The sequence below is a fragment of the Ralstonia sp. TCR112 genome, from assembly GCF_007997035.1.
GTDB classification, from domain to species: domain Bacteria; phylum Pseudomonadota; class Gammaproteobacteria; order Burkholderiales; family Burkholderiaceae; genus Ralstonia; species Ralstonia edaphi.
On the sequence record NZ_VOSS01000077.1, the window covers coordinates 23,642 to 47,397 of the forward strand.

Sequence of the window (23,756 nt, forward strand, 5' to 3'; positions counted from 1 at the left end):
CCGCAGGCGGTCTGCACCCCGACGCCGCATTCAGCTGCACTCAGCCGCACATGGACGAAATCAAGATTCGTGGGGCCCGTACCCACAACCTGAAGAACATCAACCTCGATCTGCCGCGCAATCAGCTGATCGTGATCACCGGGCTTTCGGGGTCGGGCAAGTCGTCGCTGGCGTTCGACACGCTGTATGCGGAGGGGCAGCGACGCTATGTGGAATCGCTGTCGGCGTATGCCCGGCAGTTTCTGCAACTGATGGAAAAGCCCGACGTTGACCTGATCGAAGGTCTGTCGCCGGCCATTTCCATCGAGCAGAAGGCCACCAGCCACAACCCGCGCTCCACCGTTGGCACCGTCACCGAGATCCACGACTACCTGCGCCTGCTGTATGCGCGCGCCGGGACGCCCTACTGCCCCGATCACGGCCAGCCGCTGGAAGCGCAAAGCGTGTCGCAAATGGTGGATGCCGTGCTGGCGCTGCCGGCCGACACCAAGCTCATGATCCTGGCGCCCGTGGTAGCCAACCGCAAGGGCGAGCACGTTGACCTGTTTGAGGCGATGCAGGCGCAGGGTTTCGTGCGCTTTCGCATCCGCTCGGGCGGCGGCACGGCGCACGAGGCCGAGGCCAAGGTCTACGAAGTCGACAACTTGCCCAAGCTCAAGAAGAACGACAAGCATTCGATCGAGGTCGTGGTCGACCGCGTGAAGGTCAACCCGGAACTCAAGCAGCGACTGGCCGAATCGTTCGAAACCGCGCTGCGCCTGGCCGATGGCCGCGCCATCGCGCTGGAAATGGATACAGGCAAGGAGCACGGCTTCAGCTCCAAGTTCGCCTGCCCGATCTGCTCGTATTCGCTGCAGGAGCTGGAGCCGCGGCTGTTCTCGTTCAACAACCCGATGGGCGCATGCCCGCACTGCGACGGCCTGGGCCAGATCACGTTCTTCGATCCGAAGCGCGTGGTGGCATTTCCGAATCTGTCGCTGGCGTCGGGCGCCATCAAGGGCTGGGACCGCCGCAATCAGTTCTATTTCCAGATGCTCCAGAGCCTGGCGGCGTTCTACGACGTCGACATCGATGTGGCGTTTGAAGACCTGCCGGCCGAAATCCAGCAAATTGTGCTGCACGGCTCGGGCAAGCAGCAGATTCCGTTCACATACATCAACGAGCGCGGCAAGACCACGGTGCGCGAACACGCGTTCGAGGGGATCATCCCCAACCTGGAGCGGCGCTACAAGGAGACGGACTCCATCGCCGTGCGCGAGGAGCTGGCCAAGTACCAGAACAATCAGCCGTGCCCCGAGTGCCACGGCACCCGCCTGCGCCGCGAGGCCCGCTTCGTCAAGATTGGCGAGGCCGACCAGGCACGCGGCATCTACGAGATCAACGGCTGGCCGCTGCGCGATGCGCTCACGTATTTCCTGACGCTGAACATGCACGGCGCCAAGCGCGAGATTGCCGACAAGATCGTCAAGGAAATCACCGCGCGGCTGAACTTCCTGAACAACGTCGGGCTCGATTACCTGTCGCTGGAGCGCAGCGCCGATACGCTGTCGGGCGGCGAGGCGCAGCGCATCCGGCTGGCGTCGCAGATCGGCTCGGGGCTGACCGGCGTGATGTACGTGCTCGACGAGCCGTCCATCGGCCTGCACCAGCGCGACAACGACCGGCTGATCGGCACGCTCAAGCACCTGCGCGATCTCGGCAACTCGGTGCTGGTGGTGGAGCACGATGAAGACATGATCCGCGCGTCGGATTACGTGGTCGACATCGGCCCCGGCGCCGGCGTGCACGGCGGTCAGATCATCGCCGAGGGCACGCCCAAGCAGGTCGAGCAATCGCCGGGGTCGCTGACGGGCGACTACTTGTCGGGCAAGCGCCGTATCGAGGTGCCCAAGCAGCGCACGGCGCCCGACGAAGAGCGCTGGCTGCGCATCATCAACGCCAGCGGCAATAACCTGAAGAACGTGTCGGCCGATATTCCGGTCGGGCTGCTGACGTGCATCACGGGTGTGTCGGGTTCGGGCAAGTCGACGCTGATCAACGATACGCTGTACCACGCGGTGGCGCGCCATCTGTATGGCTCGACGCCGGAGCCGGCAGCTCACGATCGCATCGACGGGCTGGAGCATTTCGACAAGGTCATCAACGTCGACCAATCGCCGATTGGCCGCACGCCGCGCTCGAACCCAGCCACCTACACGGGCCTGTTCACGCCGATCCGCGAGCTGTTTGCCGGCGTGCCGTCGGCCAAGGAGCGCGGGTATGACCCGGGGCGCTTCTCGTTCAACGTCAAGGGCGGCCGCTGCGAGGCATGCCAGGGCGACGGCGTGCTGAAGGTCGAGATGCACTTCCTGCCCGACGTGTATGTGCCGTGCGACGTGTGCCACGGCAAGCGCTACAACCGCGAAACGCTCGAAGTGCTCTACAAGGGCAAGAACATCACCGAAGTGCTGGAGATGACGGTGGAGCAGGCGCACGAGTTCTTTGCGCCGGTGCCGGTGGTGCGCCGCAAGCTGCAGACGCTGCTGGACGTGGGCCTTGGTTACATCCGCCTGGGGCAATCGGCGACGACGCTGTCGGGCGGCGAGGCGCAGCGCGTGAAGTTGTCGCTCGAGCTATCGAAGCGCGACACGGGCCGCACGCTCTACATCCTGGACGAGCCGACCACGGGTCTGCACTTCCACGATATCGAGCTGCTGCTGAAGGTGATCTACAAGCTGCGCGACCACGGCAATACGATCGTGATCATCGAACACAACCTCGACGTGATCAAAACGGCGGACTGGCTGCTCGATCTGGGCCCCGAAGGCGGCGCGGGCGGTGGGCAGATCATTGCCAAAGGCACGCCGGAGGATGTGGCCAAGAGCAAGGCGAGCTTTACCGGCAAGTACCTGGCGCCGCTGCTCAAGCGGAAGTAAGCGCGGTCATCCGGCAACAAAAAAAGCGCAGCTTCGGCTGCGCTTTTTCTTGGCGCCAATACCACCTTCAGTGGCTGGCTGGCGCTGTCTCGGCTTCCACCTCATCCGCGTCTTTCATGCGGCTACGGTTCAGCGCCCCCGCTTCATCCAGCACCGAATACGCGGCTGCGCAGAACAACGAATTCAATCGCTTGAAATCGCTGATGATGTCCAGGTGCAGCGAGCTGGTCTCGATGCTCTCGGCCGTCTGCGCCGAGATCCGCGTGAGGTGACTGCGCGAGTAGCGTTTCTCCAGATCGCGGAAGTGCGCCTTTTCCAGCATCAGCTTCTGCGCGCTGCGCAGGTCACCGGTGAGGAACACCGACAGCGCCAGCTTCAGGTTCGTAACCAGACGCGCGTGCATATCTTCCAGCTCTTCCATGCCGGCTTCGGAAAAGGCCAGCTTGTGCGCGATCTTCTTTTCGCGCACGTCCTGCAACAGGCGATCGAGAATGTCGCCGGCGTGCTCCAGGTTGATGGTCAGCGAAATGATGTCGGCCCAGCGCTTGCCCTCGCGCGCGTCCAGCGCTTCGTGGCTCAGCTGCGTGAGGTAGAGCTTGATGGCGGTGTAGAGCGCATCGACCTCGTCGTCGATCGCGCGCGTGGTTTGCAGCAGGCGCACGTCGTTGGTCTTGAGCACGCGCAGCGTGTTGTCGAGCATGTGCTCAACGCGATCGCCGATGCGCAGCACCTCCCGCGCCGCGTTGCCCAGCGCCAACGTTGGCGTGGCCAGCGCCGACGGATCGAGATAGCGCGGCGCGACCAGGTCGTCGATATGCGCGCCGCCCGGTAGGATGCGCGCGCACAGTCGCGCCATCGCTTCGGTAAAGCCAATCAGCAGCACCGCCAGCGCCACGTTGAACACCACATGGAACGCCACGACCACGTGTTGCGGCGCCACGCCCGCGTGCGGCGCCCACGCTGCCAGTGTGTCCAGGAAGGGCAGCGCCAGCGCGGCGCCCAGCATGCGCGAGAGCAGGTTGCCGAGCGTTGCACGGCGCGCGGCTTGACTTGATGACGGCGTGGTCGCCAATGCGGCCACGGCGCTACCGATATTTGCGCCCAGCACGATCGCAAACGCCACCTTGACCGACACCGCCGCCGACGCTGCCAGCGTCGCGCAGAACAGCACCACAGCCAGGCTCGAATAGCACAGCAGCGTAAGCACCGCGCCAATCAGCATGTTCAGGCCGGTGTCTGACGAGAAGGAGCTCAGCAGCACGCGCAGCGCATTGGCTTCCACCATGGGGCTCGACGCGACCGAAATCAGCTCCAGCGCCATCATGATCAGCCCCAGACCGATGAGCACCCGCCCAAAGTGCCCCACCGCACTGCCCTTGCGCGACAGATGCAGGATCACGCCAAAGAAGATCAGCAGCGGCGACAGCCACGACAGGTCCAACGCAAACACCTGCGCCATGATCGCGGTGCCGACGTTGGCGCCCAGCAGAATGGCCAGCGCCGACGACACACCCATCAGCCCTTGCGCGACGAATGCCCCGACGATGGTGGCAGTCGCGTTACTGCTCTGCACCAGGCACGTCACGCCAATGCCGGCCAGCAGCGCGGAGAAGCGGTTCGAGACGCTGCGCGACAGCAGGCGACGCAAGTCCGCGCCGTACAGACGCAGCATGCCGACCTTGACGGTCTGCGTGCCCCATACCAACAGGGCCACGCCGGAAAGCAACTTAAGCAGGGTGATCATTGTTGCCGTGCAGTCTTACTTATTTGGTCAGAGCCACGCGCAGGCCCAGCCCGATGAAAATACAGCCGCTCACCCGATCGAGCCACAGCGAGGCACGCGGCGTACGGCGCATCCAGCCGCCCAGCGCGGCCGCGCACCAGCCGTAGATGCTGAACACGACGATGGTCTGCGCCATGAACACGCCGCCCAGCAGCAACATCTGCAGCGCTGCGTGGCCCGCCTGCGCATCCACGAACTGCGGCAGGAACACCACGAAGAACAGCGTCACCTTCGGATTGAGCAGATTGGCGAAGACGCTCTGGCGATACACACGCCACAGGTCGGACGCCGTCTGGGGTCCAGCAGGATTCAGGCCGACGCCGCCCTTGCTGCGCAGTGCCTGGATCCCCAGCCAGATCAGATACGCCGCACCGAGCCAGCGGATCGCCTGGAACGCCACAGGCGACGATTGCAGCACGGCCGCCAGCCCCAGCGCCGCCAGCGTCGTATGGAAGAGGCAGCCTGACGCGAACCCAGCCGCCGCCGCGAGACCCGCCCTGCGCCCCTGGCTGGCACCGCGTGCGATCACCTGCAGGTTGTCCGGGCCCGGCATCACCGTGATCGCGATCGAGGTCAGCAGGAACAGCAATACGTGGGGCATCGACGTCTCCCTGGGTGCGGCGGCAATGGAAAGAGTCATGCTACTGCGCACGGCAGCAGCGCGTCATATTTTTGTCACATGAACGTATGCGGCCCGTGCATCACGCGAAGGTCGCCGACGGCCCGCTCAGTGCCCGTCGAAACGGCAGACCGTGAAGAGCGGCAGACCGCCTTCGATCAGCAGTTGCGAGCCGCCCAGCTCGGGCAGGTCAACAATCGCCGCACCTTCCACCACCGTTGCGCCGAGCCGCTCCAGCAGGCGCTTTCCGGCCATCATGGTGCCGCCGGTGGCGATGAGATCGTCGATCAGCAAGACGCGGTCGCCGGGCTTGCAGGCATCGGCGTGGATTTCCACCGTCGCACTCCCGTATTCGAGCATGTATTCCTCGGCCACCGTGTTGAACGGCAGCTTGCCCTTCTTGCGGATCGGCACAAAGCCCAGGTTCAGCTCGTACGCCACGATCGAGCCGAGGATGAACCCGCGCGCATCGATGCCCGCCACGAGGTTCAGCCCCTGCCCCATGTAGCGATGGACGAAGACGTCCACCAGCACGCGCAGGCTCTTCGGGTCCTGCAGCAGCGGCGTGATATCGCGAAACATCACCCCGGCCTGCGGCCAATCCGGCACCGTGCGGATACGGTCACGCAGGTAGCGAGACACATCGCCCAGCTCGGTCGAAGCGGGAATGGACGACGGCGTCAACAGCGCCGCCTGGTGATGGGGGATTTGGCTCATGGCAAAAGCAGGAAAGCAGGAAACGTGGTCTGCGGTAATGGGCTACCACCCGGGCCGAATGGCGCCGAACCACAATGGGGAAACCGCAACCATACAGGAGACACGGCAATGGCAAAGAAAATTCTGATGCTGGTCGGCGACTACGTGGAGGACTACGAAGTCATGGTGCCCTTCCAGGCGCTGCAGATGGTCGGCCACACGGTGCACGCCGTCTGTCCGGACAAGCGCGCCGGCGATTCCGTCGCCACCGCAGTCCACGATTTCGAAGGCGCGCAGACGTACTCCGAAAAACCCGGTCATCGCTTCGTCCTCAACGCCACCTTTGCCGACGTCGCTCCGGCAACGTACGACGCACTCGTCGTGCCCGGCGGCCGGGCGCCCGAATACCTGCGGCTGAACGCCCGCGTGCTGGAAGTCGTGCGCCACTTCTTCCATGCGGACAAACCCGTCGCCGCGATCTGCCATGGGGCCCAGTTGCTGTCGGCGGCGGGCGTACTGGAAGGCAAAGCGTGTTCCGCATATCCGGCATGTGGCCCGGAAGTCACGGCGGCGGGCGGCACTTTTAAGGACATTCCCGTCGACCAGGCGCACACCGACGGCAAACTGGTGACGGCGCCCGCTTGGCCGGCACATCCGGCATGGTTGGCGCAGTTTCTTGAAGTCCTGGGCACGCGGGTTCTACACTGATCCGGTTGCCCGCACGCCGGGCACTCCAGGAGCCCCGGCCATGTGCGAAATCTTCATCCGCGCCAATCCCCATTCGTACGACAGCCTCGCGCGTTCGCTACGCCTGCACGGCGTGGCGACCAGCGTGCGGCTGGAGTGTCTGTTCTGGGAGGTGCTCGAAGAGATCGGCCAGCGCGACGGCCTGACGGTCAACCAGCTCATCAGCAAGCTCTATGACGAGCTGTTCGAGCGTCGCGGCGAAGTGGCGAATTTCGCGTCGTTCCTGCGCGTCTGCTGCCTGCGGTATCTGATGCTGAAGCAGGATGGGCGCATTCCCGCCGATACCCGTGTGGCGATCAGTTCGCTCGATGCCGCTGCGGTGCTCGATGGCCTGCCGCCCAACTTGGCCGATACCCCGCCGCCGCGTCGCTCGCGGGGGCCGCTGCTCGAAGCGCTCGTCAAGTAAGCCCGCGCGTCAACGCGGCGAGAGCCGCTCCTCCGCCATCTGCAGCCCTTCGGGCGTGCCGCGCAGCACGACGATATCGCCCAGTTCCAGGACGGTGTCCGGATCGGGATCGAGCGCACGAATACCCTGGCGCCGGATCGCGGTGACCGACGTCTTGAAGGTCTCCAGTCCCATCGTGCCGAGTTTGTGGCCAATGGCGGGCGAGCCCTTGGCCAGCGGCACCGAATGCAGGCGCACGGCGTCGCGTTCCAGCATGTCTTCCTCATCATCCTGGCCATGGAAATAGCCGCGCAGCAGGCTGTAACGCGCGTCGCGCATCTCCTGCGCACGGCGCACCACGCGGCGCAAGGGCACGCCCAGCAGCACCAGCGCGTGCGAGGCCAGCATCAGGCTCCCTTCGATGATCTCGGGGACGACCTCCGTGGCGCCGGCCTGCTGCAGGCGATCGAGGTCCGCATCGTCGATGGTGCGCACGATCACGGGCAGCGTCGGCTCCAAGGCCTGCACGTGATGCAGCACCTTCAATGCGGACGCCGTGTCGGCATAGGTAATGGCGACCGCCGCCGCGCGGTGGATACCGGCCGCCACCAGCGACTCGCGCCGCGCCGCATCGCCATAGACGACATGCTCGCCCGCGGCGGCCGCTTCGCGCACGCGGTCGGGGTCGAGATCGAGCGCGACGTAGCCGATGCCTTCCTGCTCGACCATGTGCGCAAGGTTCTGGCCGCTGCGCCCGTAGCCGCAGATGATGACGTGGCGCTCGGTGGCGATGCTCTGCGCGGCGATCTTCGTCATGGCCAGCGATTGCATCAGCCAGTCCGTGCGCGACAGCCGCATGGCGATCACGTCGCTGTACTGGATCAGGAACGGCGCCAGCAGCATCGACAGCAGCATCGCCGCCAGGATCGCCTGGCCGAGCAGCGGGTCGATCAGTTTCATGCCGTCGATCTGGTTGAGCAGCACGAAGCCGAACTCACCTGCTTGCGCCAGCCCCAAGGCCGTCCGGATCGCCGCACCGCCACCGGAACCGAACGCCCGCGCCAGCAGCGCGATCAGCACAAACTTGAACAGCACCGGCGCCAGCACCAGGCCCAGCACCAGCGCCCAATGCTCGAAGACCACGCGCGGGTCCAGCAGCATGCCGACCGTCACGAAGAACAGCCCCAGCAGCACGTCGCGGAACGGCTTGATGTCTTCTTCCACCTGCAGCTTGTACGGCGTTTCCGACACCAGCATGCCGGCCAGGAACGCGCCCAGCGCCATCGACAGGCCCAGCCGCTCTGTCAGCGCCGCCATCCCGAGGGTGACAAGCAGCAGGTTCAGCATGAACAGCTCCTGCGAGCGCCGCGCCGCCACGAGGTGGAACCAGCGCGACAGCAGCTTCTGCCCCAGGAACAGGATCAGCACCAGCGCAACGGTGATCTTCAGCGCCGCAATCGACAGCGTCAGCACCAGGTCGGTCGGGTTCTTGCCCAGCGACGGCACCACGATCAGCAGCAGCACCACCGCCAGATCCTGGAACAACAGCACGCTGATGATGTTGCGGCCGTGTTCGGTCTCGAGTTGCAAGCGTTCGGCCAGCATCTTCGAGACGATGGCCGTGGACGACATCGCCAACGCGCCGCCCAGCGCCAGCCCGGCCTGCCACGACAGCGGATACCAGTGCGAGAGCAGCATCGAAGCCGGAATCGTCAGCAGGATGGTCAGCACCACCTGTGACGCACCCAGCCCCAGCACCAGCCGCCGCATCGAACGGAGCTTGGAGAGGTTGAACTCCAGCCCGATCGAGAACATCAGGAACACCACCCCGAACTCGGCCAGATAGCGCGTCTGGGCGGAATCGGACTCCAGCCCCGTCGCCTTCGGCCCGATCAGCACGCCCACCACCAGGTAGGCCAGCATCGGCGGCAATTGCAGCATGCGGAACAACACCACGCCGATCACGGCAGCGGCCAACAACACGAGGGCGAGTTCCAGCGGCGAATGCATGCGACGCGAAAAACCAATCGAAAGGGGTTGGACAGCGGGGACAGCGCCCGCGCATCAGGACGGTGCGTGCGCAAGCGAGCACGCAGGCGCTGCAAGACCGATGCCAGGGTATTAAACGAAGAACGCGACACGCGAGACGCCGCAGGGCAAAAAAGACGGCGTGGCGACGGGAAGAAAAGTGATTGGAAAGCTGAATGCCGCGGCGCAGCAAAACGGAGCGCCCGCACGCTCCGCGACTCCCCGCAAGCCAAGCCCCAACGCGCCACCGGCGGCCGAGGACACTGTCAATCGTTGTTATACTTCGCCGCCATGATAGCGAATTTCAATCCGGATCGAGCACTTGCGCTGGCGCAGCAAACCTTCGACATCGAAGCGCAAGCCGTCCTCGGTCTCAAATCACAGGTGTCCGCCGACTTTGCACGCGCGGTCGAAATGGTGCTCGGCTGCACCGGGCGCGTCGTCGTGTCCGGCATGGGCAAATCGGGGCATGTCGCGCGCAAGATCGCCGCGACGCTCGCTTCGACCGGCACGCCGGCGTTCTTCGTGCACCCGGCCGAAGCCAGCCATGGCGACCTCGGCATGGTCACGCGCGACGACGTTTTCATCGGCTTTTCCAATTCCGGCGAAGTGTCCGAGCTGAACGCCATCCTGCCGCTGGTCAAGCGGCTCGGCGCCAAGCTGATCGCCGTCACGGGCAACCCGGAGTCCTCGCTTGGCAAGCACGCCGATGTGGTGCTGAACTCCCACGTCGATGTCGAAGCCTGCCCGCTGAACCTTGCTCCCACCGCCAGCACCACCGCGCAGATCGCGCTGGGCGATGCGCTGGCCGTCGCCGTGCTCGACGCGCGCGGCTTCGGTGCCGAAGATTTCGCCCGCTCGCACCCGGGTGGATCGCTTGGCCGCAAGCTGCTGACGCACGTGCGTGACGTCATGCGCGCCGGCGACGCCATCCCCCGCGTGAACGAAGACACGCCGCTGTCGCAAGCGCTGATGGAAATCACCCGCAAGGGGATGGCGATGACCGCCGTGGTCGATACCGAAGGCCATGCCGTGGGCGTGTTCACCGACGGTGACCTGCGCCGCCTGCTCGAAACCCCGCGCGACTGGCGCACCGTGCCCATCCACGAGGTCATGCACCGCAACCCGCGCTCGGTCGGTCCCGACCAGCTCGCCGTTGAAGCCGTCGAAGTCATGGAAACGCACCGTATCAACCAGTTGCTGGTGGTCGACGCCGCCGGCCTCCTGGTGGGCGCGCTGCACATCCACGACCTGACGCGGGCCAAGGTCATCTGACCCGCCCACGCCGCTGATGATCACTCCGGCCCTGTTTCCCGCCGACAGCGTCCACAGCAACATCGACGCACGCTTTCCGCAGGCAATGGAACGCGCCGCACGCGTGCGTCTGATGGTGTTCGACGTCGATGGCGTGCTGACCGACGGCCGCCTGCTCGTCGGTCCCGAGGGAGAAATCAGCAAGGCGTTCGACACACTCGACGGCCACGGCATCAAGCTCCTGGCACAGGCCGGTGTCACGTCGGCCATCATTACCGGGCGGCAATCCGAAATCGTCGCCTGGCGCGCCGGGGAACTCGGCATCGAACATCTGTACCAAGGCGTAGCCGACAAGCGCGAGGCATTTGCCCACCTGCTGGCCGCCACGCAACTTCAGGCCACGGACGCCGGCTACATGGGCGACGACTGGCCCGACCTGCCGGTGATGACGATGGTCGGATTTACCGCATGCCCGGCTCAGGCCCATGCCGAGCTGCGCAGCCGCGCTCACTATGTCGCGCAGGCCACGGGCGGACGCGGCGCCGTGCGCGAAGTGGCCGACCTGATCCTGAAGGCACAAGGCGCCTACGACGCCCTGCTCGCGCAACTGCTGCACGCCCCGCAACCTTCCTGACTCCATGGCCAGCGAACGCTCCCAACGCCTCGTCTCCTCCGTGCTGCAGATCATGCTGCGCGGGCTGCCGATCCTGCTGATGGCGATCGTCTGCGGCGTCACGTTCCTGCTCGTGCAGGTCAACACCCCGCAAACCGACGAAGCCGCCACGCAGCCCAAACGCCACATCGCCGACTACACAATGGACGGCATCTCGGCCACTGCGCTGGACGAGACCGGCTCGACCAAATACCGCTTCACCGGCGTCCACATGAACCACTATGAGGACGACCTAACCTACGACGTCACGTATCCGGCGCTGCGCGTCTATGCGCCCGACCGGCCGCAGGTCACCGCCCGGGCGGATCTCGGCAAGATGAACGGCGACGGCACGATCATCGATCTGTACAACAACGCCAAGGTCATCCGCGCGCAAGGGCCCGACGCCCGCCAGGACCCGCTCATGACGGCCGACTCGACTTACTTCCAGGTGCTGCTCAACGACGACATCGTGCGCACCGACAAGCCGGTCGAGCTGCACCGCGGGCCGTCGATCATGAACGCCAACGGCCTCACCTTCAACAACGTGACGCGCCAAGTACAATTGCTGGGCAACGTGCGCGGCCGAATCGAAGGGCTGGGGGCGCCGAAGCAGTAAACTCTGCCCCCGACACCTGACAACGCCCACCGACCGCGCCCTTCTCCGACGTGATCTCCATGACTGATTCTCTCCGTGCCGCCGGCCTCGCCATCGCCGCTGCGCTGCTGCTCCCGGCTCTGCCCGCGCACGCCGAGCGCGCCGATCGCGACAAGCCGCTCGTGCTCGAAGCCGACAACGCCAGCTACGACGATCTGAAGCAGGTCTATCACTTGACCGGCAACGTGGTGCTGACCAAGGGCACCATGGTGCTGCGCTCCGACCAGGCCGATCTGCGGACCGACCCCGAGGGCTACAACTACGCCGTCGCCACGTCCAAGCCCGGCAATCTCGCCTTCATTCGCCAGAAGCGCGACAACGTCGACGAGTACATCCAGGGCTGGGGCGAGCGCATCGAATACGACGGCAAGCAGGAAATTTCCAAGCTGATCACCCGCGCCCGCATGGAGCGCCTGCAAGGCGCGACGCAACTCGACGAGATCCGCGGCGCGGTCATCACATACGACGGCCAGAAGGAGTTCTACACGGCCTCGGGCGGCGCTGAAAACGCCACCGCCGCCAACCCGTCCGGCCGCGTGCGCGCCGTTCTCGCGCCGCGCACGAGCACGCCTGCCGCACCGGCATCAAATCCGGCCGCCAAGCCCTGATCCGTATCGCCTGTCTTTTCTGCTTCGCTTATGTCCGCCACCACTCTCGCCCCAAAAACTGCAGCGCCGCAGGCCGCGACTTCCAGCACGCTGGTCGTCCGCCATCTGAAGAAGCGCTACGGCACGCGCACGGTGGTCAAGGATGTGTCGCTTGACGTGAAAAGCGGCGAAGTGGTCGGCCTGCTCGGCCCCAACGGCGCCGGTAAGACGACCTCGTTCTACATGATCGTCGGCCTGGTGGCGCTGGACGCTGGCGACATCGTGCTCGACGGCGAGCACATCAGCCGCCTGCCGATCCATCAGCGGGCGCGCATGGGCCTGTCGTATTTGCCGCAGGAAGCGTCGGTGTTTCGCAAGCTGAACGTGCAGGAAAACATCCGCGCGGTGCTCGAGCTGCAGGAGCAGAACGGCAAGAAGCTGTCGCAAGACGAAGTCAATCGCCGCCTCGACGGCTTGCTGGACGACCTGCAGATCGCTCACCTGCGCGACAATCCTGCGCTGTCGCTCTCGGGCGGTGAACGTCGCCGCGTGGAAATTGCGCGCGCGCTGGCCTCGTCGCCGCGCTTCATCCTCCTCGATGAACCGTTTGCCGGCGTCGACCCGATCGCCGTCGGTGAAATCCAACGCATCGTCAGCTTCCTGAAAGACCGCAACATCGGCGTGCTGATCACCGATCACAACGTGCGCGAAACGCTGGGCATCTGCGATCACGCCTACATCATCAGCGAAGGCACCGTGCTCGCCGCGGGCATGCCGGAACAGATCATCGAAAACGAGGATGTACGGAAGGTCTATCTGGGCGATAACTTCCGGATGTAAGCCACCCTGCACGCCTACGCCTTAAGGACGTGGCAAAGCCGCACCTTAAAGCAAAATCCGTTCCATCGACCGAGTGTTGGGCATAGAATAGCCCGCATGAAACAGTCGCTCCAGCTCCGTCTCTCTCAGCATCTCGCGCTCACGCCGCAGTTGCAGCAATCGATCCGACTGCTGCAGTTGTCGACCATCGAACTGCAGCAGGAAGTTGAGCAGGCCCTGACCGAAAACCCCCTGCTGGAGCGGGAAAACGAGTGGCTCGACACCTCCGCACGCATTGGCGCGGACGGCTCGGTAAACGCGTTGCAAAGCAACAGCGCCACGCCCTTGCCGACCGAGTCGCCTCCGCCCGCGCCCAACGGTGGCGATAGCAGCGACGCTCCAGACAGCTACGAGAACGGCCACGACAGCGGCGCCGATTTCGACAGCGATTACGGCTCCGACCGCTCCGACTGGAGCCTCGACGACTTCGCCCGCAAGCCGCAATCCGATGAAGACGACCGCGCGCCGCTACAGTTGCGCGAAGCCGAGCAAAGCATGCGCGAATTCCTCATGGAACAACTCGCGCCGCTCAAGCTGTCGATGCGCGACAAGGGCCTCGTCATCTTCCTGATCGAGTCGCTCGACGACGAAGGCTATCTGTCAGGCACGCTCGATGAAATCCTTGCAGATCTGCCGGCCGAACTCGAAGTCGAACTCGACGAACTGCAAGCCGCGTTGCGCATGCTGCAGAGCTTTGATCCGCCCGGCATCGGCGCGCGCTCAGCCTCCGAGTGTTTGTCGCTGCAATTGCACCGGCTCGATTCGCCCGCGAAAGCGCTGGCGCTCATCATCGTCAACCAGCATCTTGAACTGCTCGCCGCACGCGACTACACGCGCCTGAAGAAGGCGCTCTCCGTCGACGAACCGGCACTCAAAGCAGCGCATGAGCTGATTCGTTCACTGGCGCCGTTTCCGGGTCACGCGTTCGGTCGCGCCGAAGCGGACTTCGTGGTGCCCGACGTGATCGTGCGCAAGACCAGCGCAGGCTGGATGGCGCAACTGAACCCCGACGTCATGCCGCGCCTGCGCATCAACGACATGTACGCGCAAATCCTTCGCAGCAGCCGTGGTGAATCGGGCGCCGCCAATCTGCAGCAGAAGCTGCAGGAAGCACGTTGGCTGATCAAGAACATTCAGCAGCGCTTCGATACGATCCTGCGTGTCTCGCAAGCGATTGTCGAGCGTCAAAAGAGCTTCTTCACGCACGGCGAAATCGCCATGCGCCCCTTGGTTTTGCGGGAAATAGCCGATACACTGGGTCTACACGAGTCCACGATCTCCCGTGTGACAACCAACAAATACATGGCGACCCCGATGGGGACGTTCGAGTTGAAGTACTTCTTCGGCAGCCATGTATCGACGGAAACCGGCGGGGCCGCGTCGTCCACCGCGATACGCGCGCTCATCAAGCAACTTGTAGGAGCCGAAGACCCGAAGAATCCTCTGTCCGATAGCAGAATTGCCGAACTGTTAGGGGAACAAGGATTCGTGGTGGCCCGTCGGACGGTGGCCAAATACCGCGAAGCCCTCAAGATCCCTGCAGTGAATTTGCGCAAGTCTTTATAGCCGCATCGCGGGCAGTTCCGGTGCGGCTCATCTTGAGAAGGAGAACCGCTATGAACTTCAAACTCAGTGGACACCACCTGGACATCACGCCTGCTTTGCGTGAGTACGTGGAAACGAAACTGGAGCGTGTGATCAGGCACTTCGATCAGGTGATTGGCGTCAGCGTGTTGCTATCGGTCGATAACCACAAGGAGAAGGATCGGCGTCAGTACGCGGAAATCAACCTGCACCTCAAAGGTAAGGACGTCTTCGTCGAATCACACCATGAAGATCTGTATGCGGCCATCGACCTCCTCGTCGATAAACTGGACAGGCAAGTGATCAAGTACAAGGACCGCGTGCAAGGACACGATCGCGACAGCATGAAGCACCAAGCCTTCCAGGCCGTGCAGATGCAGCAATAGCAGGACGGCACCGCAGAAACCGCGCCCCGAGTTGGCGCGGTTTTTTTATGCCGTGGTGCATTCGTGACGAATCCGATTGCAACGGATTTAAGTCGGGCTAAAATCTGACGAAAGTATGAATGCTGGCGTGGCGCGGCTTTTGGCGCGATGCTGGCAAAAACAGGGTCGATGCCGTGCGCACATTGCCGGCACCGGCTGATTGCAGCCCTGGGGGATTCGCTTCTCTGCCCTGCGTGGTGCACCGCTGGTGCGCCGCACAAAGCCGCGCGGCACGTGGTCTATAATGACCCCATTGTCCGCGCGCCATCTTGGTGCAGAAGGACGCCGCTCATTTCACGCATTGCACATGAATCGCTTGGCCAAACTGCTGCCGCCCGGGAACATTGCCCTCGACGTCAGCGTAACCAGCAAGAAGCGGGTATTTGAACAGGCCGGCCTGCTGTTCGAGAACAACCACGGTGTGGCGCGCGCAGTCGTCACCGACAACCTGTTTGCGCGCGAATCGCTCGGCTCCACGGGGCTGGGCGCCGGCGTGGCCATCCCACACGGCCGCATCAAGGGGCTCAAGCAACCGCTGGCCGCTTTCATGCGCCTGTCCGAACCGGTGCCTTTCGAGTCGCCGGACGGCAAGCCTGTCTCGCTGCTGATCTTCTTGCTTGTGCCTGAACAGGCGACCCAGCAACACCTGGAAATCCTCTCCGAAATCGCCCAGCTGCTGTCCGACCGTGACATGCGCGAAGGCCTCGCCACCCTGCCGTCGCCCGAGGCGATTCACCAGCTACTGACCGACTGGCGGCCCTGATCGCAGCGCAATCGGTGGCCAGCGCAACCGATTGCGAACGCGCTATGCCCCGTCGGCATCACCGTGCCCCGCTATGGAACTGACCGGCGTCATTGCCCAATCGATCTTTGACGACAACGCAGCTGATCTGAAGCTATCGTGGGTCGCTGGCCTGGAGGGCGCGGACCGCGCGTTCGACGTGGACTTCGCGAAGGAAGCGACCTCCGCAGCGGACTTAGTCGGGCACTTGAACCTCATCCACCCGAATCGCATCCAGGTGCTCGGCAAGCCCGAGATCACCTACTACCAGCGCCTGTCGGAAGAAAACCGCAAGCGGCAGATGGGCGAGCTGATCTTGCTGGAGCCGCCCTTCCTGGTGGTGGCCGATGGTGTGGATCCGCCGCCCGACCTGGAACTGCGCTGCACGCGTTCGTCTACGCCGCTGTTCACGTCGCCGATTTCCTCGGCGGCCGTCATCGACCACCTGCGCTTGTATCTGTCGCGCATCTCCGCACCGCGCGTGACGATGCACGGGGTGTTTCTCGACATCCTCGGCATGGGCGTGCTGATCATGGGCGATTCGGGCCTGGGCAAAAGCGAGTTGGGCCTGGAACTGATCTCGCGCGGCCACGGCCTGGTTGCCGACGACGCAGTCGACTTCGTGCGCCTCGGGCCGGACTTCATTGAAGGCCGGTGCCCGCCGCTGCTGCAGAATCTGCTGGAAGTGCGCGGCCTGGGCCTGCTCGACATCAAGACGATCTTCGGTGAAACGGCGGTGCGCCGGAAGATGAAGATCAAGCTGATCGTCCAGCTCGTGCGCCGCAACGATGGCGAGTTCGAACGCCTGCCGCTCGATTCGCAGTACCTCGATGTGCTCGGCTTGCCGATCCACATGGTGAAGATCCAGGTGGCCGCCGGCCGCAACTTGGCCGTGCTGGTCGAAGCCGCCGTGCGCAATACCATCCTGCGTCTGCGCGGCATTGATACGCTGCGCGACTTCATGGACCGCCAGCGCGCCGCCATGCAGGCGGAAGCCGCTTCCCACTCGCCCCAGGGTCGCCTGCTTTAACAAAGCCGCCACAAAGTTTCGTATTCAGGCCGGTTTACCCTAGGTTTCGCTGCGAAACGTCAACCCGACGTGCGGCCGCCCCGTTGTGGGAGGGAATGCGCCGAGCACACAACGCGGCGGCGTTCATCGCGAGCGCGGCGGCTTATTTTTCGCCCGCTCTTCTGACGGTACCCAAGGAGAATACGACGATGAAACAACTGATTGCCGCTTGCGCCCTGGCGCTCCCGTTCCTGGCAGGCCAGGCTTTCGCCCAAGGCAGCGCACCCGCAGCCGCGCCCGCCGCACCTGCCGCCGCCCCGGCAGCCAAGAATTCGCAGCAAGACAAGATGAAGCAATGCAACATGGACGCCGCCGGCAAGAAAGGCGACGAGCGCAAGGCTTTCATGAAGGGCTGCCTGTCGGACAAACCGGCTGCTGCCGCCAAGCCGATGACGCAGCAGGAAAAGATGGCTGCCTGCTCCAAGGCCAACAAGGGCAAGAAGGGCGACGAGTACAAGAACGCCCAGAAAGCGTGCCTCTCGAAGGGCTGAGCAGTCCCTTGACCTCGCTCGGAAAAAGGCGGCCACATCGGTCGCCTTTTTTGTTGGTCGCTGCTTTGCAACACAGGGATGCTATCCTCGCGGCATGCGGATCATTCTCATCACCGGTATGTCGGGTTCAGGGAAATCGGTCGCCCTGAACGTGCTCGAAGACGCAGGTTATTACTGCGTCGACAACCTGCCCGCGCAGTTCATCCCGGAACTGGCGCGCTATCTGGCGGACCAGGGTTATACGCATCTGGGCGTGGCCACTGACATCCGCAGCCGTGAATCGCTGCGCAAGGTGCCCGAGACGGTCACCTTGCTGCGCAAGGAACACGACGTGCGCATGCTGTTCCTGACGGCAAGCACGAACGCGCTGGTGCAGCGCTATTCCGAGACGCGCCGCCGGCATCCGCTGTCCATCCGTAACGGCCGCCCCGATACCGCCGCCAACGTGCAGGCGGCCGCCAAGGGCCTCGACACCTCGCTCATCGAAGCGATCGAGATGGAACGCGAGCTGCTCAGCCCGCTCGCTGATCCAGCGCATCGCATCGACACCAGCACGCTGCGCACGAACGCCCTGCGCGCGTACATCAAAGAATTCATCAGCGATGAGCCGCACGACATCACGTTGATGTTTGAATCGTTCGGCTTCAAGCATGGCGTCCCCACCGACGCCGATCTCGTCTTCGACGTGCGTTCGTTGCCTAACCCGTACTACGACACGCAACTGCGCCCACTCACGGGGCGCGACCAGCCCGTCATCGATTTCCTGCAAAGCCAGCCGATGGTGCTTGCAATGGCAGAGGATATTCGCGCCTATGTGGAAAAGTGGCTGCCGAGTTTCATTGCCGACAACCGCAGCTACCTGACCGTCGCGATCGGCTGCACGGGCGGCCAGCATCGCTCCGTGTACATCGCGGAACGGCTCGCCACGTACTTCCGCGCGCATGGTAATGTGTTGGTCCGCCACCGCGAATTGGCCGTAGAGGGCTGAGCCGCGCCGAGTATCTTCCGCGCGCGAACCTGTCTCATTTGGATGCGGCCTCTTGCGCGGCGCCACGCGAAGGTCTTGCCGCCTGCCGAAAGTCCGTCCATGCAAGAAGACATCGCTCTCTCGCCGTTCTCGCCGCTGCCGCCGCTGCCTACCGAGCTGCCGCTGTTTCCGTTGCACACGGTGCTGTTTCCGGGCGGCCTTCTCCCGCTGCGCATTTTCGAAGCGCGCTACATGGACATGGTGCGCACGTGCCTGCGCGACAAGACGCCGTTCGGCGTCTGCCTGATCGAGCGCGGCAACGAAGTGGCGACCACAGACGGCACCACCGTGCCGGTCGACGTGGGCTGCATTGCCCACATCACCGAATGCGATATGGAGCAGCTGGGCCTGCTGATGATCAAGGTGCGTGGCACGCAGCGCTTCAAGGTGCTGTCGTTCGAGACGACGCCCAACGGGCTCATGCGCGGCACGGTCGAGCCCATTGGCGCCGACGTGGAAGACTGCAAAGGCGAACTCTTCGACGATTGCGTGGGCGCCCTGCGCCGCATCATCACCACGCTTGGCTCACGCGAAGACGGCAACGTTCCGATGGTGGAGCCGTACGAATGGAACAGCCCGAGCTGGGTCGCGAATCGGCTGTGCGAGCTGCTGCCGGTGCCGCTCAAGGCCAAGCAGAAGTTGATGGAGCTGATGGACGCCGGCATGCGCATCGAGATCGTCCATCGCTACATGAAGCAGCACCACATTCTGTGATGCCAACTCGGCCAAGCCTGCCCGCGTTGCTTAGATCAGGCTTGGCTGTACCAGCGTCTCCAGCGCCAATTTCACCGGCGCAGGCAACCCCACTGAATTGAGTTGTGCAAGCGGTACCCAACGCCAGTCGTCGTCGAGCGCCGCGGGTGTGGCGATCTCCGCGCGCAGCAGATGCATGTGCAGGCGGAAGTGCGTGAAGGTGTGCGTGAGCGCGCCGGCCATCTCCACGGTGGAGACGTCGCCATAGGCCTGCGCGGCACGACGCACGGTGCCGACATCCAACGGATGCGTGTCGAGCGCGTCGTCCATCTCGCCCACCAGCGGCAACGACCACAAGCCACCCCAGATACCGCGCTGCGGGCGACGCTGCAGCAACACCGCGTCGGCGTGCAGCGCGATGACAAGGGTGGCGGCGCGCTCGGGGATCGCCTTGCGCGGGCGCGGCACGGGCAGCTCCATCACGCGACCGGTACTGCGCGCTTCGCATAGCGATTCGAGCGGACAGGGCCGCTCACCGCTCAGGCATGCAGGCTTGCCGCGCGTGCACACCGTGGCCCCAAGATCCATCAAACCCTGCGTGTACGGTTGAATGCCTTCGGCCGGAGGCAGCACGGCTTCGGCGATGCGCCACATGGTGTCTTCGATGCGCTTGTCGCCGGGAAAGCCATCGATGCCGAACACGCGCGCGAAGACGCGCTTGACGTTGCCATCGAGAATGGCCGCGCGCACGCCATACGAAAACGCCGCGATGGCAGCCGCGGTCGAGCGGCCGATGCCGGGCAGCGTCGCCAATACTTCGGGATCACGCGGGAAGATGCCGCCGTGCTCCGCCACCACGATCTGCGCGCAGCGATGCAGGTTGCGCGCGCGCGTGTAATAGCCGAGGCCCGCCCACGCAGCCATCACGTCGTCTGCAGGGGCAGCGGCCAGCGCCTGCACGGTCGGGAAGCGCTCGATGAAGCGTGCGTAGTAGCCCAGCACCGCGCTCACTTGCGTCTGCTGCAGCATGATCTCGGAGAGCCACGTGCGATACGCGTCGCCGGTGTTCTGCCACGGCAGATGGTGACGGCCGTGACGCTGCTGCCAGGCGATGACGCGCACGGCGAAATCGTCAGGAAGCGGCGGCAATACGGGAACGGGCTGAGCAACGCGGCGCGTGCGGCGGGGGCTGGCGGTCATGCGTGTGATGGAAAAGCGGCGGACGGAACGTGCGCGCTGGCGGCGATCCTACCAGAACGAAAAAAGCGCCCGCAGGCGCTTCTCCGTGAACGACATTGCGCGTCAGGCCGCGAACGACTCGCGCTCGAGGATCGTTCCGGCCGCGAGAATGCGGTCGGTGTACTTCGCGATGGTGCCGCTGCGCTCATCCAGCGTGTTGAGCAGCGCTTCCAGTTCGGTGATGCGCGCTTCCAGCGTATCGGTGGCCTCGTGGATGCGCTCGATCGAATCGACACGCTTGCGCAGTTGCTTCTGGTGATCGCGCACCTGCGCTTCGAGCGGCGTCATGACCGACTTCAGCCAGATCTCGATGTCGCGGTTCATGTCCTGGAAGGTGTCCAGCACGCGGCTGGCCACCGTCGAGAAGGCACCGTGTACGAGTTGCGGCTTCGGACGCGTCAGGAAGCTGAACGCGCCAAAGTGGTTGTGCGCGAGCATCAGCGTCTCTTTCAGATCGGCGTCGTAGCGCGTGCCCAAAAAGCGCAGCGGCGGCGACAGCGTGAAGCCGTGCTCGGCGTTGAACTTCTTGTACATGCCGTCAACCATCTGGTGCAGTTGGTCGATGCGATTGGCTGCGTCGCGCACCAGGCCGGTCAGGTGGGCGAACAGCTTGTCCATGTCGTCGCGCAGGCCGCGCGAGAACACGCGCTCCTTCATCTTCTCGCGCGCCTCGCGCATCGTCGAGCGGATCTGCTTGAGCTGCACGCTCTTGATGATCTCCGCGCTGTGGCGACCGAACACCGTGCGCAGCGCCTGGAATTTGGCAATGCTCTGCTCAAACTCTTCCTTCTCGCCCTGCACGCGCATCAGCATGTGCTTGACCATCGTGTGGTTCTTGCCGCGCAGTCCGCGCAGTTCGAACAGCTGCTCGACGATGTCGCGGCGGCGCATCTGCAGCAGTTGCTGCGCACCGGCGGCCATGTCCTTCACCGCCAGCTGAACCTGCTCGGTAACGATCTCGCGACGCTGCGGAATCAGCTGATCCGACAGCACCGACTCCAGCTCCGGCAGCCGGCTCTTGGCCAGCAGTTCGTGATCGTGGCTGACCTTCGCCAGCAAGCCCTTCTGCGCCGACACCGGATACACGCGCTCGACATCGATATCGAGCACCTGCGCCGTCGTCATGATCTGGCGGCTGACTTCGCTCTCGACTTCTTCTTCAGACTTGAGCGGATCCCACAGGCCATCGACCTTGTTGAGCACCGCGATGCAGCCCTTGCGCTGGCCGCCGCCCACATGCGAGCGCCACAGTTCCAGGTCGCTCTTGGTCACGCCGGCGTCCGCTGCCAGCACGAACACCACGACGTGCGCATCCGGAATCAGGCGCAGCGTCAGCTCAGGCTCGGTTCCGATGGCGTTCAGGCCCGGCGTATCCAGGATCACCAGCCCCTGCTTGAGCATGGGGTGCGGGAAATTGATGATCGCGTGCCGCCACTTCGACACCTCGACCGTGCCGGCGGCATCCACCGAAAACGCGGCGTCGGGATCGGCGTCGTTATAGAGGCCAAGCTGCTCGGCTTCTTCCTTGGGCACGCGCACGGTTTCCACCACGTGACGGAACGCTTCGAGCATGCCCTCCGGCGACGACGGATCGAGCGGCACCGACAGCCAGTGGCTGCCGGCATCGCGAAAATCGGCGGTCGACGCATCGTGCAGGCGCGTCTCGATCGGCAGCAGGCGAATCGACGGCGGATAACTTTCGTCGTACATCAGCTCAGTCGGACACATCGTGGTCCGGCCCGCCGACGACGGCAGGATGCGGCGGCCAAAGTCCGCAAAGAAGATGGCGTTGATCAGCTCGCTCTTGCCGCGCGAAAACTCGGCAATGAAGGCGACCTTGAGCTTGTCGCTGCGCAGCACGCCGCGGATGCGCTGCGCGCGCATGTCAGCCTGCGCGTCGTACAGCTCCTGCGCTTGCAGCCAGTCTTGAAATTCCCCCACCGACTGCAGTACGGAAGCGCGCCAAGCGCTGTACTGCTCGAACTGTGTGCTCAGTGTGTTGTTCATCGTTCTGTCTTATTGTGTGCGCGACCCGACCGCAACAAATGCGCGCGCCCCTCGACATCGCTGTTACCGCCCATTTACGGCACAGAAATGCACAAATTTAGGTGGAACGATACAGCGAACCGCCAGCTTCCGGGCGAACTTTCCGCAAGGTTCCCCAGCCCGGGCAGACAAGTGTTGCGGGATGCCATCGGCGGCCGGACACCCCACTTCAAAAACCTTGCGAAATGACGGCCTGATCGCTCCAGCGTCGTGCCTCCAGGCGGCTTCCGATGCCCTTGGCAGGCCGATCAGCGCTGGCAGGTCGGGCAATAGAACGTGGAGCGCTGGCCCTGCACGATCTGGCGGATCGGCGTGCCGCACACACGGCACGGCAGACCGGCGCGGTCGTACACGAAGGCTTCCAGCTGAAAGTAGCCGCTTTGTCCGTCCGAGCCGACAAAGTCGCGCAGCGTGCTGCCGCCCCGCGCGATGGCATCTGCCAGCGTGGCGCGAACAGCCTCGGCCAGTGCTGCATAGCGCGGGCGGCTGATGCGGCCCGCTGCGGTGGTCGGCCGGATTCCGGCGCGAAACAGGCTTTCCGAACAATAGATATTGCCCACGCCGACCACGATGTCGCCGGCCAGGAGCGCCGATTTGATGGCCACCCGGCGCCCGCGTGTGCGGGCAAACATCCAATCACCGTCGAATCGCGCGTCGAACGGCTCAATGCCGAGATTGCGGAGCAGCGGATGTTCGGCCAGGCCAGCTTCGTCCCCAGCGTGCCACAGCACGGCACCGAAGCGGCGCGGATCCCGATAGCGCAGTGTGATGGGTACGCCGGTTGCGTCGGCGAGTTCGATATCGACGTGATCGTGGGGGCCGGGCGCCACGGGCGCCTCCAGCACGCGCAAGGTACCGGTCATGCCTAGATGGATCAGCAGCCAGCCGCCTGCGGCATCGGCGTCGCTGGCGGATTGGCCGACCTCGGGCATGCATTCGATGAGCAGGTATTTGCCCCGGCGCAGCAGGCGGGTGACCGTCAGCCCGGCAAGCAACGCCGGCAGCGCCGGGTCGATCGGCCAGCGCAGGCCGTGATGGCGCACCACGACGCGCTCGATACGTCGCCCCGTAACATGCGGTAGCAAACCCAGGCGAGTGACCTCGACCTCCGGCAACTCAGGCATCGAACCTCCATCCCATGTGCTGCTCCAACCTTTTTTACGATGCGGGCGATTGTAGCGGTCAGGCTACAATGCCC

At 64.3% G+C, this 23,756-nt stretch carries 22 protein-coding genes; 15 read left to right on the plus strand and 7 right to left on the minus strand.

The annotated features are described in order from the left end of the window. Positions 1 to 50 precede the first annotated feature (50 nt). Positions 51 to 2,915: an excinuclease ABC subunit UvrA gene (gene uvrA, locus FUT88_RS18120; RefSeq protein WP_147217188.1), complete on the plus strand. Its 2,865-nt coding sequence runs from the start codon at positions 51 to 53 to the stop codon at positions 2,913 to 2,915. Positions 2,916 to 2,982: 67 nt separating this feature from the next. Here the strand turns inward: uvrA and FUT88_RS18125 are convergent, their stop codons facing one another. The 3 genes from FUT88_RS18125 to FUT88_RS18135 form a co-directional block, all read right to left on the minus strand. Continuing rightward, positions 2,983 to 4,659, minus strand: coding sequence for a Na/Pi cotransporter family protein (locus tag FUT88_RS18125; RefSeq protein ID WP_147217191.1), 1,677 nt, complete (start codon positions 4,657 to 4,659; stop codon positions 2,983 to 2,985). A gap of 19 nt (positions 4,660 to 4,678) precedes the next feature. After that, positions 4,679 to 5,299 carry a LysE family translocator gene (locus tag FUT88_RS18130; RefSeq protein WP_147217193.1) on the minus strand — a complete coding sequence of 207 codons (621 nt, stop codon included), beginning with the start codon at positions 5,297 to 5,299 and terminating at the stop codon, positions 4,679 to 4,681. A gap of 126 nt (positions 5,300 to 5,425) precedes the next feature. Further along, positions 5,426 to 6,034, minus strand: coding sequence for an adenine phosphoribosyltransferase (locus FUT88_RS18135; protein ID WP_186829329.1), 609 nt, complete (start codon positions 6,032 to 6,034; stop codon positions 5,426 to 5,428). A 108-nt stretch (positions 6,035 to 6,142) separates the two neighbouring features. Here FUT88_RS18135 and FUT88_RS18140 point away from each other — a divergent pair, with 108 nt between their 5' ends. Together FUT88_RS18140 and FUT88_RS18145 are read left to right on the plus strand one after the other, a co-directional pair. Next, complete coding sequence (locus tag FUT88_RS18140; protein WP_147217195.1) at positions 6,143 to 6,721, plus strand: DJ-1/PfpI family protein; 579 nt, start codon at positions 6,143 to 6,145, stop codon at positions 6,719 to 6,721. Positions 6,722 to 6,761: 40 nt separating this feature from the next. Next, positions 6,762 to 7,166, plus strand: coding sequence for a ribbon-helix-helix domain-containing protein (locus tag FUT88_RS18145; RefSeq protein WP_147217197.1), 405 nt, complete (start codon positions 6,762 to 6,764; stop codon positions 7,164 to 7,166). A 9-nt stretch (positions 7,167 to 7,175) separates the two neighbouring features. Here the strand turns inward: FUT88_RS18145 and FUT88_RS18150 are convergent, their stop codons facing one another. Next, on the minus strand, positions 7,176 to 9,155 hold the full coding sequence (locus FUT88_RS18150) for a monovalent cation:proton antiporter family protein (protein WP_147217199.1): 1,980 nt from the start codon (positions 9,153 to 9,155) through the stop codon (positions 7,176 to 7,178). Positions 9,156 to 9,464: 309 nt separating this feature from the next. Between FUT88_RS18150 and FUT88_RS18155 the strand changes: the two genes are divergently transcribed. The 12 genes from FUT88_RS18155 (at position 9,465) to FUT88_RS18210 (ending at position 19,294) form a co-directional block, all read left to right on the plus strand. Beyond that, entirely contained in the window at positions 9,465 to 10,448 is a 984-nt protein-coding gene (locus FUT88_RS18155) for an SIS domain-containing protein (RefSeq protein ID WP_147217240.1), read from the plus strand. A 16-nt stretch (positions 10,449 to 10,464) separates the two neighbouring features. After that, positions 10,465 to 11,061, plus strand: a complete 597-nt coding sequence (locus tag FUT88_RS18160; protein ID WP_147217201.1) for a KdsC family phosphatase — start codon at positions 10,465 to 10,467, stop codon at positions 11,059 to 11,061. Between the two features lie 4 nt (positions 11,062 to 11,065). Then, positions 11,066 to 11,698, plus strand: a complete 633-nt coding sequence (gene lptC / locus FUT88_RS18165) for an LPS export ABC transporter periplasmic protein LptC (RefSeq protein ID WP_147217203.1) — start codon at positions 11,066 to 11,068, stop codon at positions 11,696 to 11,698. 59 nt (positions 11,699 to 11,757) lie between these two features. Continuing rightward, positions 11,758 to 12,345, plus strand: coding sequence for a lipopolysaccharide transport periplasmic protein LptA (lptA, locus tag FUT88_RS18170; RefSeq protein ID WP_147217205.1), 588 nt, complete (start codon positions 11,758 to 11,760; stop codon positions 12,343 to 12,345). 30 nt (positions 12,346 to 12,375) lie between these two features. After that, positions 12,376 to 13,164, plus strand: coding sequence for an LPS export ABC transporter ATP-binding protein (lptB, locus tag FUT88_RS18175; RefSeq protein ID WP_147217207.1), 789 nt, complete (start codon positions 12,376 to 12,378; stop codon positions 13,162 to 13,164). Positions 13,165 to 13,260: 96 nt separating this feature from the next. Then, positions 13,261 to 14,769 (plus strand): RNA polymerase factor sigma-54, encoded by a 1,509-nt coding sequence (locus FUT88_RS18180; RefSeq protein ID WP_147217209.1) that lies wholly within the window; start codon positions 13,261 to 13,263, stop codon positions 14,767 to 14,769. Positions 14,770 to 14,819: 50 nt separating this feature from the next. Beyond that, on the plus strand, positions 14,820 to 15,173 hold the full coding sequence (hpf, locus tag FUT88_RS18185) for a ribosome hibernation-promoting factor, HPF/YfiA family (RefSeq protein WP_004633388.1): 354 nt from the start codon (positions 14,820 to 14,822) through the stop codon (positions 15,171 to 15,173). Positions 15,174 to 15,519: 346 nt separating this feature from the next. Beyond that, positions 15,520 to 15,975, plus strand: coding sequence for a PTS IIA-like nitrogen regulatory protein PtsN (ptsN, locus tag FUT88_RS18190; RefSeq protein ID WP_004633390.1), 456 nt, complete (start codon positions 15,520 to 15,522; stop codon positions 15,973 to 15,975). Positions 15,976 to 16,048: 73 nt separating this feature from the next. Continuing rightward, positions 16,049 to 17,023 (plus strand): HPr(Ser) kinase/phosphatase, encoded by a 975-nt coding sequence (gene hprK, locus FUT88_RS18195; RefSeq protein ID WP_004633393.1) that lies wholly within the window; start codon positions 16,049 to 16,051, stop codon positions 17,021 to 17,023. 188 nt (positions 17,024 to 17,211) lie between these two features. Continuing rightward, the gene (locus FUT88_RS18200; RefSeq protein ID WP_027678303.1) at positions 17,212 to 17,553 is read left to right on the plus strand and encodes a PsiF family protein; all 342 of its coding nucleotides are present in this window, start codon (positions 17,212 to 17,214) and stop codon (positions 17,551 to 17,553) included. Positions 17,554 to 17,647: 94 nt separating this feature from the next. Beyond that, positions 17,648 to 18,541 (plus strand): RNase adapter RapZ, encoded by an 894-nt coding sequence (gene rapZ / locus FUT88_RS18205; RefSeq protein WP_147217211.1) that lies wholly within the window; start codon positions 17,648 to 17,650, stop codon positions 18,539 to 18,541. 99 nt (positions 18,542 to 18,640) lie between these two features. Further along, a complete protein-coding gene (locus FUT88_RS18210) occupies positions 18,641 to 19,294 on the plus strand; it encodes an LON peptidase substrate-binding domain-containing protein (protein WP_147217213.1) in 654 nt (217 codons plus the stop codon). 30 nt (positions 19,295 to 19,324) lie between these two features. Here FUT88_RS18210 and mutY read toward each other — a convergent pair whose 3' ends face one another. From mutY to mutM, 3 genes are all read right to left on the minus strand, one after another. Next, a complete protein-coding gene (gene mutY, locus FUT88_RS18215; protein WP_147217215.1) occupies positions 19,325 to 20,473 on the minus strand; it encodes an A/G-specific adenine glycosylase in 1,149 nt (382 codons plus the stop codon). A 102-nt stretch (positions 20,474 to 20,575) separates the two neighbouring features. After that, entirely contained in the window at positions 20,576 to 22,519 is a 1,944-nt protein-coding gene (locus FUT88_RS18220; RefSeq protein ID WP_147217217.1) for a dynamin-like GTPase family protein, read from the minus strand. Positions 22,520 to 22,806: 287 nt separating this feature from the next. Then, positions 22,807 to 23,682 carry a bifunctional DNA-formamidopyrimidine glycosylase/DNA-(apurinic or apyrimidinic site) lyase gene (gene mutM, locus FUT88_RS18225; RefSeq protein ID WP_147217218.1) on the minus strand — a complete coding sequence of 292 codons (876 nt, stop codon included), beginning with the start codon at positions 23,680 to 23,682 and terminating at the stop codon, positions 22,807 to 22,809. Between the last annotated feature and the right edge of the window lie 74 nt (positions 23,683 to 23,756).

Bases quoted from the DNA above. Each gene is read 5' to 3' on its own strand.
- uvrA (WP_147217188.1), top strand. From the start codon at position 51: ATGGACGAAATCAAGATTCGTGGGGCCCGTACCCACAACCTGAAGAAC.
- FUT88_RS18125 (WP_147217191.1), bottom strand. From the start codon at position 4,659: ATGATCACCCTGCTTAAGTTGCTTTCCGGCGTGGCCCTGTTGGTATGG.
- FUT88_RS18130 (WP_147217193.1), bottom strand. From the start codon at position 5,299: ATGCCCCACGTATTGCTGTTCCTGCTGACCTCGATCGCGATCACGGTG.
- FUT88_RS18135 (WP_186829329.1), bottom strand. From the start codon at position 6,034: ATGAGCCAAATCCCCCATCACCAGGCGGCGCTGTTGACGCCGTCGTCC.
- FUT88_RS18140 (WP_147217195.1), top strand. From the start codon at position 6,143: ATGGCAAAGAAAATTCTGATGCTGGTCGGCGACTACGTGGAGGACTAC.
- FUT88_RS18145 (WP_147217197.1), top strand. From the start codon at position 6,762: ATGTGCGAAATCTTCATCCGCGCCAATCCCCATTCGTACGACAGCCTC.
- FUT88_RS18150 (WP_147217199.1), bottom strand. From the start codon at position 9,155: ATGCATTCGCCGCTGGAACTCGCCCTCGTGTTGTTGGCCGCTGCCGTG.
- FUT88_RS18155 (WP_147217240.1), top strand. From the start codon at position 9,465: ATGATAGCGAATTTCAATCCGGATCGAGCACTTGCGCTGGCGCAGCAA.
- FUT88_RS18160 (WP_147217201.1), top strand. From the start codon at position 10,465: ATGATCACTCCGGCCCTGTTTCCCGCCGACAGCGTCCACAGCAACATC.
- lptC (WP_147217203.1), top strand. From the start codon at position 11,066: ATGGCCAGCGAACGCTCCCAACGCCTCGTCTCCTCCGTGCTGCAGATC.
- lptA (WP_147217205.1), top strand. From the start codon at position 11,758: ATGACTGATTCTCTCCGTGCCGCCGGCCTCGCCATCGCCGCTGCGCTG.
- lptB (WP_147217207.1), top strand. From the start codon at position 12,376: ATGTCCGCCACCACTCTCGCCCCAAAAACTGCAGCGCCGCAGGCCGCG.
- FUT88_RS18180 (WP_147217209.1), top strand. From the start codon at position 13,261: ATGAAACAGTCGCTCCAGCTCCGTCTCTCTCAGCATCTCGCGCTCACG.
- hpf (WP_004633388.1), top strand. From the start codon at position 14,820: ATGAACTTCAAACTCAGTGGACACCACCTGGACATCACGCCTGCTTTG.
- ptsN (WP_004633390.1), top strand. From the start codon at position 15,520: ATGAATCGCTTGGCCAAACTGCTGCCGCCCGGGAACATTGCCCTCGAC.
- hprK (WP_004633393.1), top strand. From the start codon at position 16,049: ATGGAACTGACCGGCGTCATTGCCCAATCGATCTTTGACGACAACGCA.
- FUT88_RS18200 (WP_027678303.1), top strand. From the start codon at position 17,212: ATGAAACAACTGATTGCCGCTTGCGCCCTGGCGCTCCCGTTCCTGGCA.
- rapZ (WP_147217211.1), top strand. From the start codon at position 17,648: ATGCGGATCATTCTCATCACCGGTATGTCGGGTTCAGGGAAATCGGTC.
- FUT88_RS18210 (WP_147217213.1), top strand. From the start codon at position 18,641: ATGCAAGAAGACATCGCTCTCTCGCCGTTCTCGCCGCTGCCGCCGCTG.
- mutY (WP_147217215.1), bottom strand. From the start codon at position 20,473: ATGACCGCCAGCCCCCGCCGCACGCGCCGCGTTGCTCAGCCCGTTCCC.
- FUT88_RS18220 (WP_147217217.1), bottom strand. From the start codon at position 22,519: ATGAACAACACACTGAGCACACAGTTCGAGCAGTACAGCGCTTGGCGC.
- mutM (WP_147217218.1), bottom strand. From the start codon at position 23,682: ATGCCTGAGTTGCCGGAGGTCGAGGTCACTCGCCTGGGTTTGCTACCG.